The 12,073-nt window shown below is 57.1% G+C and carries 10 protein-coding genes; 1 reads left to right on the top strand and 9 read right to left on the bottom strand.

What is annotated here, in order from left to right; translation table 11 throughout:
- Window positions 1-31: 31 nt before the first annotated feature.
- Complete coding sequence (locus ACFOTD_RS31070; protein WP_378123829.1) at window positions 32-721, top strand: hypothetical protein; 690 nt, start codon at window positions 32-34, stop codon at window positions 719-721.
- A gap of 762 nt (window positions 722-1,483) precedes the next feature.
- On the opposite strand, the gene ACFOTD_RS31075 is transcribed toward ACFOTD_RS31070, so the two are convergent.
- From ACFOTD_RS31075 to ACFOTD_RS31115, 9 genes are all read right to left on the bottom strand, one after another.
- The gene (locus ACFOTD_RS31075; protein WP_378123830.1) at window positions 1,484-2,947 is read right to left on the bottom strand and encodes an ABC transporter substrate-binding protein; all 1,464 of its coding nucleotides are present in this window, start codon (window positions 2,945-2,947) and stop codon (window positions 1,484-1,486) included.
- A 211-nt stretch (window positions 2,948-3,158) separates the two neighbouring features.
- The gene (locus tag ACFOTD_RS31080) at window positions 3,159-4,028 is read right to left on the bottom strand and encodes a carbohydrate ABC transporter permease (RefSeq protein WP_378123831.1); all 870 of its coding nucleotides are present in this window, start codon (window positions 4,026-4,028) and stop codon (window positions 3,159-3,161) included.
- On the bottom strand, window positions 4,025-4,948 hold the full coding sequence (locus tag ACFOTD_RS31085) for a carbohydrate ABC transporter permease (RefSeq protein ID WP_378123833.1): 924 nt from the start codon (window positions 4,946-4,948) through the stop codon (window positions 4,025-4,027). Before ACFOTD_RS31085 ends, ACFOTD_RS31080 begins: the two co-directional genes overlap by 4 nt.
- A 93-nt stretch (window positions 4,949-5,041) precedes the next feature.
- Window positions 5,042-6,358 carry a response regulator gene (locus ACFOTD_RS31090; protein ID WP_378123834.1) on the bottom strand — a complete coding sequence of 439 codons (1,317 nt, stop codon included), beginning with the start codon at window positions 6,356-6,358 and terminating at the stop codon, window positions 5,042-5,044.
- A gap of 13 nt (window positions 6,359-6,371) precedes the next feature.
- Entirely contained in the window at window positions 6,372-8,168 is a 1,797-nt protein-coding gene (locus ACFOTD_RS31095) for a sensor histidine kinase (protein ID WP_378123835.1), read from the bottom strand.
- Between the two features lie 529 nt (window positions 8,169-8,697).
- Entirely contained in the window at window positions 8,698-9,729 is a 1,032-nt protein-coding gene (locus ACFOTD_RS31100) for an Rpn family recombination-promoting nuclease/putative transposase (protein ID WP_378123837.1), read from the bottom strand.
- A 204-nt stretch (window positions 9,730-9,933) separates the two neighbouring features.
- A complete protein-coding gene (deoC, locus tag ACFOTD_RS31105; protein WP_378123838.1) occupies window positions 9,934-10,644 on the bottom strand; it encodes a deoxyribose-phosphate aldolase in 711 nt (236 codons plus the stop codon).
- Window positions 10,645-10,664: 20 nt separating this feature from the next.
- Complete coding sequence (locus ACFOTD_RS31110) at window positions 10,665-11,615, bottom strand: DNA-binding transcriptional repressor DeoR (protein ID WP_378123839.1); 951 nt, start codon at window positions 11,613-11,615, stop codon at window positions 10,665-10,667.
- A 55-nt stretch (window positions 11,616-11,670) separates the two neighbouring features.
- A complete protein-coding gene (locus ACFOTD_RS31115; protein ID WP_378123840.1) occupies window positions 11,671-11,973 on the bottom strand; it encodes a cupredoxin domain-containing protein in 303 nt (100 codons plus the stop codon).
- Window positions 11,974-12,073 lie beyond the last annotated feature (100 nt).

The following is a 12,073-nucleotide window of genomic DNA, read 5'->3' on the forward strand; positions in this document are numbered from 1 at the left end:
TTTTATTTTGTTACCGAGGGAGGCATTAATTATGGCAGATCGTTTGTTCGAGGCGGCTTACCAAGAAATGATGGCAAGAGCAATTCGTAACAGCAAAGGCGAGAGAAAAAGGAGATTGAAGGACATCAACAGATACAATGAAAAGTTGGCGCTTGAGAGCGTATGGTGGCCGGCCGTGGGCAATCTCGATTATATTCATCCCGAATACGAAGTGTCTGACTACAACGGAATCATTCGATTCGTTGACAATGCCTACGTACCGCCTGGCGCATATAGGGGAATGTTCGTGGAATCAGACGCTTACGGAACTCATTACAGAGATGTTAACCGATATCGGTTCGCGGATAATCTTGAACGGCAAAATCTCCTCCTCATCGACGGCTGGCACATTCTTCGATTTAGTAGAGACGATATGTTGGAGAGACCTAAACGCTGTCAGCAAACATTATTAATAGCGATGGCGACTTGGGGATACGGCAACGCTGGAGCACCTCCTGCGGAAATAAGCCTGCATGAACGTGCCATTCTGCACTGGTGCGGCAAGCAGAGAAGCACGATCAAAATCAGTGAGGTCATGTCCGCGCTCAAAATAGGCCATCAAGCAGCCTTTATAGGATTGCAAGCATTGGACGCCAAAGGACTCATTAAATCAAACCGCTCGCCCAGCGGGCGGATAACAAGTTACGCTGTGCTGCCGCGATTGTATAAAAATCAGATTTGACCAGAAATTCGACTGGTGGGACAACGTCGTAGCAGGTTATTTTTTTCCTAACCGAGACTTCGACGGCGAAGCGCCGGCGCGAGCTAGTTAGTTTGTTCCTAACTAGAACTTCAAAGACGGGTATTACGGCGCAAGATGGGTGGTTTGTTGCTGACCGAGACTTCGGCGGGAGAGCGTCGGCACGAGCTAGCTTGTTTGTTCCTGACCGAGACTTCTGCAGCGAAGCCTGGGCGCGAGCTAGCTTGTTTGTTCCTGACCGAGACTTCCGCGGCGAAGCGCTGTTGCGAGCTAGCAAGTTTGTTTCTGACCAAGACTTCCGCGGCGAAGAGCTGTTGCGAGCTAGCAGGATTGTTCCTAACCGAGACTTCGGCGGGAGAGCGCCGGTGCGACCTTGCTAGTTTGTTCCTGACCGAGACTTCTGCAGCGAAGCCCGGGCGCGAGCTAGCTTGTTTGTTCCTGACCGAGACTTCCGCGGCGAAGCCCGGGCGTGAGCTAGCTTGTTTGTTCCTGACCGAGACTTCCGCGGCGAAGCACCGGAACGAGCTAGCTAGTTTGTTCCTGATCGAGACTTCAGCGACGGAGCGCCGGTGCGCGCTAGCTTGTTTGTTCCTGACCGAGACTTCGGCGGGAGAGCGCCGGAACGAGCTTATTCATTTGTTCCTAGCCGAGATTACTTCTGCCACTCACGGTAAAGCCGTATTTTGAGTAGCTGCAAGAAAACACCGCGCGGGCATCTGCCCGCGCGGCGTGTTGTCTCATTGACTATTCAGCTTTAATGGCGTCGTAGAACTTGGATTGCATCGTCTTGGCAGCGGCGTCGAGTTGGCCTTTGACGTCGGTGCCTTTCTTGGAGAACACTTCCTGGATGACGTTGGTCATCGTCGCGTAGTAGTCCTGCGTGTTGTACTGCGCTTCCGGCTTGCCGTCGAGCAGCGCCTGGGAGTCGGCGTTGTATTGGTAGACGTTGTCGTACTTGGCGTATACGTCGCGGACCTTCTTGCCGTACTCGGAGTCGTCCTTGAAGTACTGGATGACCGGCGGTATGAAGTACTTGTTGTCCTTCTTGCGCGCCTGGATGTTCTCTTCGGCGGAAGCGAGACCCTTGTCGGAGAAGTAGTCGAACACGGCGTATTGGAACGCGATCGCCTGCTCGTCCTTGGTGGCGTTCGGGTTGATGACGAGGAAGTCTCCGCCGAGTACGCCGGTGTGCTTGCCGCCTGCTTGGGCTGCCGGCATCGGGTACACGAGCACGTCTTCCGGCTTCATGCCGCCTTGGTTCAGCGCCTGGTCGACGGGACCGTCCGGACCGGCGATGACCATGGCCGAGCGTCCTTGCGCGAACGCGCCTACGGCGTCGCCCCATCCGAGCGCCCAATCCTTCGGAATCGCCTTGGCTTCCCATGCCAGCTTGTTGTAGAAGTCCATCGCTTTGACGCCAGCGTCGCTATTGAACGCCGAAGTGACCTTGCCGTCCGCGACGTTCTGGATCTCGCCGCCCGCTTCGAACAGGAAGTTGGTCCAGTTCCAGCCGGCCTCGTTGCCCTTGCCCATCGGCGCGATTCCCGCGATGCCCTTGGCCGGATCGGCGACGGCCTGCGCCGTCTTCAGCATGTCATCCCATGTCCAGTCGTAGGACGGGACGGCCACGCCCTTGTCGTCGAGCAGCTTTTTGTTGACGACGGTGCCGGTCACGTAGCCCTGCTGCGCGATGCCGTATACTTTGTCGCCGAGAATGAACTGATCCTGCAGGATCGGGTTCATCTGGTCCTTATACTGATAGGCGTTGAACAGGTCCGTAATGTCCGCCGCCCAGCCCTTCTCGGCCAGGAATTTGCCCTCCGTAGCGTACGTGTTGAACAGCGTCGGCGCTTCGCCCGCTCCCATTTTCATGCCGATCTCGTTGGGGTTGTACTGCCAGTCGCTCTTGACGATCGTGACGTTCGGGTACACTTCGTTGAAACGCTTGATCTTGTCGTCTTCGAGCGCGCGCTTCTCCACGAGGTCCGGCGTCGGATAGTAGATGCTGATCGTCACTTTCTTTTGCGTAAGGTCGTCGGCTGGCGCGGCGCTCGCGGTGCCGCTGGCGTCGGCCGACGGCGCGGCCGAGGAAGAAGCCGGCGCGGCGGACGAGGAACTTGAAGCATTGTTGTTGTTATTGCCGCCGCAGGCGGACAGCAGCAGTGCCGAGGCGGCCAGCGTGGCCAGGGTTATTGAAGTCTTGCGCATGGTAACTCCCCTTTTCGATAGGTATAAAATGGTTACACGCTCATCATAATGGAGGCGTTTGCATCAGGGCGATGTGCATTCCTACTTCGATCGTGTGCAGGTTTACGATCCGGCGAGTTGCGTAATATCGCACATTCCAGAACCGTAGAACCGCACACTTTCCGTATAAACGCATCCTTTTCGACTCGTTAACCCGGTACCTGTCAGCCAGTTACCCTTTGACCCCGCCCAGATGCAGACCGCGCACGATGAAGCGCTGGAAGACCAGGAAGATCACGATCGGCGGAATCATAATCATCGTCAGGATGGCGAATCGGATGTTCAGGTCGAGCCGCCGCGCGTCGATGACGAACTTCTTGATCGCGGTCGCGAGCGGGTAATGCTCTCCCCCCATGACCATGCTCGGCCAGAACCAGTCGTTCCAGGACGTGGCGAAAACGAAGATGGCCAGCGTCGCGAAGATCGGCACGGACAGCGGGAAGGCCAGCTGCCAGAAGACGCGGGGCTCTGATGCGCCGTCGACGCGGAACGCCTCGAACAGCTCCTGGTTGATGCCGTCGAAAAAGCTTTTGAGCAGCAGCAGGTAAAAAGCATTGGCGCCGGCGGGCAGCCAGAATGCCCAAAACGTGTTCATCAAGTGAAGATCGCGCAGGTTGATGAAGTTAGGAATGATGTACGTCGTCGGCGGGATGAACAGCGTCGCCAGGAAGAAGTAGTAGACGGCCTTTCGGTACGGCCAATCCAGCCGCGACAGGCTGAACGCCGCGAAGCCGATGACGACGACCGTGACGACCATGTTGCCGACGAAGATGAGCATCGTATTTCTCAAATAAAGCGGGAGGTCGATAAAGCTCCAGCCCTTCTTGTAATTGTCGAAATGCCATTCTTGCGGCAGGAAATGCGGCGGAAATGAGTTCACTTCGACGTTAGCCTTGAGTCCGTTGAACAAGGCCGTCGCGATCGGATACAGCATGCTGACGCACATGATCGCCACGACGACGCACATCAGGATGTAAACCGCTTTGTTCAGCGGCTTTTTCATATCGTAGCTGGAGACGATGCCGCGCTCGACGTTTTTCATGCCGCATTCCCTCCTCTGGCGGACAGCCGGTGCTGGATGACGGCCAGCACGCCGAGGACAAGGAACATAAGTACCCCGAGGGCGGAAGCGACGCCGTAATTAAAGCTGTTGAACGCATACTTGACGATGTAGAGCGCATAGGTCAGCGTGGCGTTGTTCGGACCTCCGTCGAGCATGGCGAGCTGGGACTGGTAGCCCTGGGAGGTGCCGATCAGCTGCAGCAGGAGCAGCAGGCCGATCTGGTTGCGGATCGCCGGCAGCGTGATATGCCAGATGCGCCGCCAGACGCCCGCTCCGTCGATCTCGGCAGCCTCGTACCAGTCTCGGGGAATGCTGAGGATGGCTGCAAGATAGATGAGCATCGCGGATCCGAACTGCTGCCACGTCTCCATGATGACAATCGAGATCATCGACCAGCTCTTGTCGGTCATAAAGCTGATCGGGGTAATGCCGAGCTTCTCGAGCGCCGCGTTGAACGGGCCGACCGGATCGTACAGCCAGCGCCACAAGCCGTAGAGCACGACGACCGGCACGACGTAAGGCAGGTAGGCCGCGATGCGCGCGAAGCCCTGGAAGCGCCTCAGCTCGGAGATCGAGATGGCGAACAGGATCGGCACCCAAAATCCGATGACGATACACAAAAACATATAGTACAAGGTGTTCTTCACGGCGGTCCCGACGTCCGGGTCCTTGAAGATCAGCTTGTAATTGTCGAGTCCGACGTAGGAATTGCCCTTCACGAAGTCGATGTGGTAGAAGCTGAACACGATCCCCTTGACGATCGGCAGCCAAAGGAACAGCAGGAAAATCACGACGGCCGGCAGCACGAAGGCATAGCCCCAGAAGTGCTTCCTCCATCGGCCCCGCGGCTTGGTCGCTTCCGCGCCAAGCGGACTGGCTACGGCGGTTGTCTGATTCATACGGTCTCCCTCTTTCTTTGTGTGCCTCCTCCCTATTGTAGAAAAAGGGCTTCCCGCTGAATATGTGCGTATCTATTGCGATCGTGAGTGATCTTACTTCTTCAGCTCGCTCGGCGAGATTCCGTAGTATTTCTTGAATATTTTGCTAAAATGTTCCGGCGATTCGTAGCCCACCCGCTCGGCGATCTCGTAGCGGCGCAGATCGGTCTGCTGCAGCAGACGCTTGCTTTCCTCCATCCGGAGCTTGATGACATACTCCCAGAGGTTGAAGCCGGTGTTTTTCTTGAACAGGTAGCTTAAATAGTTCGGACTGACGTGATTCCGCTGTGCCACCTCATGAAGCGTCAGCCCTTTTTGCGCAAAATTTTGCTGTATGTAAGCCATCGCTTTTTCCACGATCTGATTGTTCTGCTCCGTCCACTCTTCCTCTGTCGGCTCCTTGCCGAACAGACTCCACTTGAAATCCCCGTAGTAAAACACGTGATGGTCCTTGTGCTCGCGGTTCCACAAAATCGCCTTGCGGGCCTGTTCGCCGAGCGCGGGCAGGAAGGCGGCTCCCTTGAGAATCTGGCTGATGCCGACGACGCAGGACAGGTTCAGATACTTGGAAATGTTGTGGTGCAGGCTGCGTCCGATCAGCTCGAGCTGGTTGATCTTGTCGACGCTGGAGTCGCCGAAGCTCTCGTCGTCCCATTGGATCAACACGGTGACCTCTAGGCCCGGCGTATAAAAGGCGTCGTAGCGCCAGTCTTTGCCCAGCAGCTCGTTCACGATATTAAGCGCGGCATATTGAAGCAGCACTTCGTCGCCCTCGCCGTAGCGGTGGCCGGATTGCTCGCGGTCGGGATCCAGCTTGACCTTTACGACGGCGAAGTAGGGACCCGTGAGCTCCAGCGCGCCCAGTTCCGCTTCTTCGGGCACGTCCGCGGCGCCTGACAAGACGGCGTTCAAGCGATCCGTGCGCGGCTGACCCGGCGTCTCCATCCGAAAGTGCTCGCGCAGCTGGGATAGCAAATCGCTCTCCGCCGGCGCCGGCTTATCCATATGAAGCAGCACCTCGCGCACGGAGTCGAGGAATTGCTCGCTTTTAATCGGCTTGATGATGTAATCTTTGGCGCCCAGCTTGATCGCAAGCTGCGCGTACTGAAACGTCTCGTGCGCGGAAATGACGATCGCCTGCACCCATGGCTTGATGATCTTGGCCTGGTGCATGAGCTCGATGCCGTTCATCGCGCCCATCTGGATGTCCGTTACCAGAAGATCGATATCTTCCATCCGCAAATAATCGAGCGCCTCGTGACCGCTGCCCGCCGTGAAAATTTCCTTGATGTTCAATCCCGACGATTGCAGCAGGTTGCCGAGACCTTTGCAGATGAGCGGTTCGTCGTCGACGATCAATATGTTGTACATCATGAGTCCCCCTTTATTGTTCGTGCTGGACCGGCAGCACGATGCGCGCGACCGTCCCCCCGCCCTTGCGGGGCCCGTAAGTCAAGCCGTAGTCGGCGCCGAACTGCAAGCGAATGCGCTGCTGCACATTGCGGATGCCGTAGCCAGCCCCCTCCCTCCCATTATCGTCTTCGAGCATACGTCCGATCGCCTCGTAGTCGGTTTCCTTATAGCCATTGTCCTCAACGCTGATCTCCACGCGATCTTCGGTCAGCCTCGCAATGACCCTGATTTCTCCATCCTCGCCCATATAACGCACCCCATGGAGAATTGCGTTTTCGATCAACGGCTGAATGACGATTTTCGGGATCGGATTGGCTAGCGTCCGCTCGTCGATCTCCCAGGTTACGGAAAAACCGTACTCGTAGCGCTTCTGCTGCAGGCTCGTATACGCCTTTGCGTGCGCCAGCTCCTCCTCGAGCGTGATCAGGTCGCGTCCGCGGCTCAGCCCGATCCGCATCAATTGCGCCAGCTCCTTGATCATCTCGCCGGACTCGGATTGCCCCTCGAGCGTGCTTTTCCAGTAAATGCTCTCCAGCGTATTGTAAAGCAGGTGCGGATTGATCTGCTGGTAGAGCAGCTGCAGCTGCGACTCCTTCTGCTTGATCTCCATCAGGTAACGGTCCTCGATGAGCGAGTTGAGCCTTCCTGCCATCCCGTAAACCGAGTGCATGAGCACCCCCACCTCGTCGTTGCGATCGATCGCCGCCTGCGCAGGCACCTTTTTCCCCGGCACGTACGACCGCGTGAATACGGCGAGACGCTGAAGCGGGGTCAGCAGAGAACGCCAGAAATACGCCATGACGACGATGCAAAAGACGAAGTAGACGATGGAAATCAGCTGGATGACAAACTTCAGCTCGTTCTGCTGCTGAAGCAGCGAGCGCGTCGGGATCTTGTAGATCAGCTTCTGCTGCGTCAAATATTGATAGCTCTGCACGTAAATATAGCCGTCCGTAATGACGTTGGACTGCCCCTCGACATCTTCCCCCGTACGCAACTCCGCCGGAAGCTCGAGCCGATCGCCGATGGGGCCGGCCGATGACGCCAGCACTCTGTCTTCGTAGTCGGTCAGGTAAATCTCGCCCTTATCGGGCAGCGAGACCGTCCGCATCGACTCGACCAGCTTGCGGTTGATGTTCGTGGCGACCAGCACGCCCACGACTTGATTGCCCTGGCTCGTACTGTATACGGCACGCACGTAAGCGAGCGTATCGGGCCTGGAGGAAGAACCCAGATCGTTCATGATGCGAAGATAGCCTTTGCCGCGCTTGCTCAGAATTTCGTCGATCCATTCGGGCTTCTGCTTATCGTTATAAAAGTATACGCCGCCCACCGCCTTGAACTTGGAGGAGGGCGTGGGCGCGAATTCGTACCGGTTGCTCGGATCGTAGGCGTATAAGTAATAATAGACGGCCTCGCCGCCGTTCATCCCCATCGAATAGGAAGAGAGCAGCTTGTCGGCGTCGGCGTACTGCCGCACCCGGTCAGCGGTCTCGCTGCTCATCGGGTTCAGCGATTGAATGAGCGAATGCTGGATCAGCGTCGTCATCACGCGGCTGACCGTGTCCATATCGCGGTTCATGAGCGCCAGATTCTGCTTGTTCAACTCCGCGTACGCGCTCGTCACATGCTGCTTGAGAATGTCCTCGGCCCTCGCATTGGCATACCAGTTCAGCGCGAATACGGGACTGACCAGCAGCAGAAACAGCAGAATCAGCTGCTGCTTGACCTTCATTCTCGTCAGCGGATTTGTCAGATGAAGCTTCAATGCGGGCCCCCCCGTCGTCAGTCGGCTCCTCCAGTATGGCGGATCGGCCTCGTCCCCGTGTATGCGTTTGCGAGAACTCCGTGGGACGGCGCACGATTTGCGTAATAACGCACATGAAGAAGGCCTGATGCCATTGTATATGGTGGCTTGGCTGGACGTCTATGCTTGGGGGCGAGGTTAGAGGCGGAACGAAGAGTAACGAAGAGCCGCTATCAGGTAAGTTTCCCCTTGCTGGTTGCCAGTGGACCGAAGAGCCGCTATTTGCGTCGAAAGCGGGCATAAGGCGGTCATTGCGGACAGAGGCGACGCTATTTGTGTTAAATGGGGGCGTTTGCGGTCGTTTGGAGCTTATTAGCGGAGGTACGGTCCGATGAGCTTCGTGTAAGTCGATAAATTCGCCGAATAACGGGTCCTGTGTCCGGCAACGGATATGCGTGGTTGATATAGAGAAATAGCCGCTGGCACAGCACAGCAAAAAGGCTGCCTGAGCAGCCTTTCGAATGATGCTATAACAAACGATCATGACGAATTATGCTTCCAGCTCGTCCAGCGACAAGCCTGTCAATTGCGCAACCTCCGCTGCATCCATGCCGTTAAGCAGCAGCGTTCGGCCAGTTTCTAGCAACCGGGCATGCATTTGTTCCTTTTCCGATTTCAAGTTCTCGGTTTCCGATTTCAAGCTCTCGGTTTCCGATTTCAAGCTCTCGGTTTCCGATTTCAAGCTCTCGGTTTCCGATTTCCATCTCGCCTGCGCTGCTAACAGCAGCTCCATCTCCGCCTTGTAGGCTGCGTCATCCATCATTGCCTTGTGCCACATCTCGTACTTGGCCCATACCTTCGGGTCGCGGCTCATGTCTTCCCATCGCCCAAATGCTTCCATCAACTCCGTATCCCCGCTCATCGCGATCGCCTCCAATTCCTCCAGCAGTTTCGACTGCACTTCTCCGCCTTGCACCGCGCCGAGCAGCAGCAGCCATCGTATCTCCGGTTCGGTCCATGGATCCGCTTCGCTTTTTGCGGCCCGTCGAAGCAGCTTCTGCAGTTCGATGACATGCAGCTCGATTACGTCGGTGAGCGGGAAATGCTCCTGCTTTTCGTAAAGTCCGAACAAGCTGTGATATCGTTCGGTCTGAGGCAGCACGTCTACGTTCGAAATCAGAATGGATATCGTGCGGCGCAAATCCGAATACGGCCTTCCTTTTTCCATCTGTTTGGCGTAGATTCGGCTCCAGTAGTAAAGCTGACGCTTTGCCAGATGCGGATTGCCCGTTACTTGAATCTCGACGTGGGCCAGATCGCCGCGATCTGTCCGCGCCAGCAAATCCAGCACCGCCTTCTTGTCCGCTTCGTGCTCCCGCTCGAGATCCGTATTCAAGATGCTCGCCGAGGTGATCTTCGACTCCGTATTCTCGCCCAGCAGCGCATTCAAAAATGCGACCAGCACAGCTTCGCCGTCCGGTTGTCCGAACATACGCTTGAACGCAAAATCAGCCTTTAAATCCACATAGGTCCGAGGCGAATAAACTTCCTTCTCTTCCTTCAGTATAACCGTTTGCCGCATCCCGTCCATCCCCTTTTCCGAATCGAATCGAACACACGGATGCAGCCCAGAATCAAAATAAGAACTGGTGTTCTCATACAATTTTACCATTCAAAAAGGAAAATGGAAACAAAAAAACACGGAATCTCCGCCCCGTAGCGGTGATTCCGTGCCCCATCCTAAAGTTCGGCGGATTCGATCCGATTATCTCCTCACGCCTCTTTCTCAGTATCCTTCGCCCGTGCCGCCCGATACGATCGCGACGCTGGCGCTCGCGCCGATGCGCGTGGCGCCGGCCTCGATCATCGCGCGCGCCGTCCTGGCATCGCGAACGCCGCCGGACGCCTTCACCCCGAGATCCGGTCCTACGGTGCGCCGCATCAAGGCAATATCGTCCGCCGTCGCGCCGCCCGGTCCGAAGCCCGTCGACGTCTTGACGAAGTCCGCGCCCGCCGCGACGCACAGCTCGCACGCCTTGACCTTTTCCTCGTCGGTCAGCAGGCCCGTCTCAAGAATGACCTTAAGCACCGCCGCGTCTTCGCAAGCCTCGGCTACGCGCGCGATGTCTTTCTCGACTTCCTCGTGTAGCCCGGACTTCAGCGCGCCAACATTGAGCACCATGTCGATCTCGGTCGCGCCCGCGGCGATCGCGTCCCGGGCTTCCGCCACTTTCGCGAACGTGCTGGTCGCTCCCAACGGAAAGCCGATGACCGTGGTGATCCCTACGCCGGATCCGGCAAGCAAGCCGGCCGCCGTCTTGACCCAATAGGGGTTCACGCAAACGGTCGCAAACCGGTGCTGCTTCGCTTCCTCGCACAGTCGAACGATATCGTCGCGGCTCGTTTCCGGCTTGAGCGCGGTATGGTCGATATAGGCGGCCAGCGAATCGGGGGATGGGTTCGTCCAGTTTGTCCGGTTCGTCCGGTTCGTCGTCATGTCAGTCCATCTCCTTCAAGTTATCTCTCTAACAAGTATTGAGCCGTATACTGATCCGTAATCAGCACGTTGGCGTATTCGCCTCGCAAAGCGCCGTAAATGCCCTCCGCTTTTTTGCGTCCGCCCGCGACGAGAACCGAGCGCTCCTTGTGCCTCAGATCCTCGAGCTCGATCCCGATCGTCCGCTGGTTCAACTCCTCCGAGCAGAGATAGCCTTCGCGATCGATGTAACGGGAACACAGGTCTCCGGCTCCCCGTTCCCTGATTACGTCCAGATCGTTCCCCGAAAAGTAATTCGCCTTGATCAGCACCGAATCGTCGGTCGGCGCCCCTACGGTGATGACGGCGATATTCGCTTGCTTGCCCAGCGCCAGGATGCGGCCGATGTGCCGGTCCGCCTCGATCGTGTGGCGTACGATCGCATGATCGACGATGGCGGGCAGATGGATAAAGTACGGCACCGTGTGAAAAGCCTTGCCGAACAGCTGGACGATCTCGTAAGCATACGTGTTCGTCTCCGAATGGCTGACGCCGCCGTTAAGCTGCACGACCCGCACGTCCTTGAGCTGCCGGTCCCGCAGCCGGCAAGCGACCTCGTAGAGCGTCGTGCCCCAGGTGACGCCGATCGTGTCGCCGTCCTCCAGCGTTTCGTGCAAATACGCGGCGGCCGCTTCGCCGATGTACTTTTTAACGACATTATCCTCGTATTGAGGCACGGGCACGATGACCGCCTTGCGAAGCTTGAACTTGCGCTCCAGCCCTACCGCCAGCGAATCGTTGCTCTCGCGCGGATCGACGATCTGGATGCGGACGTAACCCTCGTCCTTCGCCTGCTGCAAAAAGCGGGACACAGTCGGCCGCGAGATGCCGAGCCGCTCGGCGATCTCCTGCTGGCTGTAATTCAACTCATAATACATCTTCGCCGTGTCGATCATGCGGGCCAGTCGGTCGCCGCCTGTCTCTGGGTTCATGCGCAACACTCCGTCCGGGATTTGGAACCATCATAATCCATTCCCGGCCTTCAGTTCAACCGTCGATGCCAGGCTCGTCCGTCCCGGATCCTACGGCAAACGTTCCCGCGTGACTTCCGGCATGGAATTTGAATGTGCCCGGCTTCGGGTTTTTCAGAAGAAAAACGTTGTCTCCCTTATGCAAAGCAGCCCGCAAGTCAAGCGCATCGGACTCAAAAGAAAAACCGGATGCGGCAACGCCGTCGCTTACCGAGACGACGAGCTTGATCATGACGTTCGGCCGAAAATCGATATTACGCGGATTGAAGCCGGCAGCGAGGCAGCCGATGCGCCCGTCAGCGAATAGTCCAGCGGCCAATATAGCCAGGCACCCCGCGACCGCGCCGGCTAGCGCAGCCGCCGACCAAGCTAGCTTTTTGCCGTTGCGGGAGGTCTAGATTACCCAAGCCGAGGATAAC

Origin of the sequence: Cohnella sp. GCM10012308 (genome assembly GCF_042649185.1) — a bacterium.
Classification (GTDB): domain Bacteria; phylum Bacillota; class Bacilli; order Paenibacillales; family Paenibacillaceae; genus Cohnella.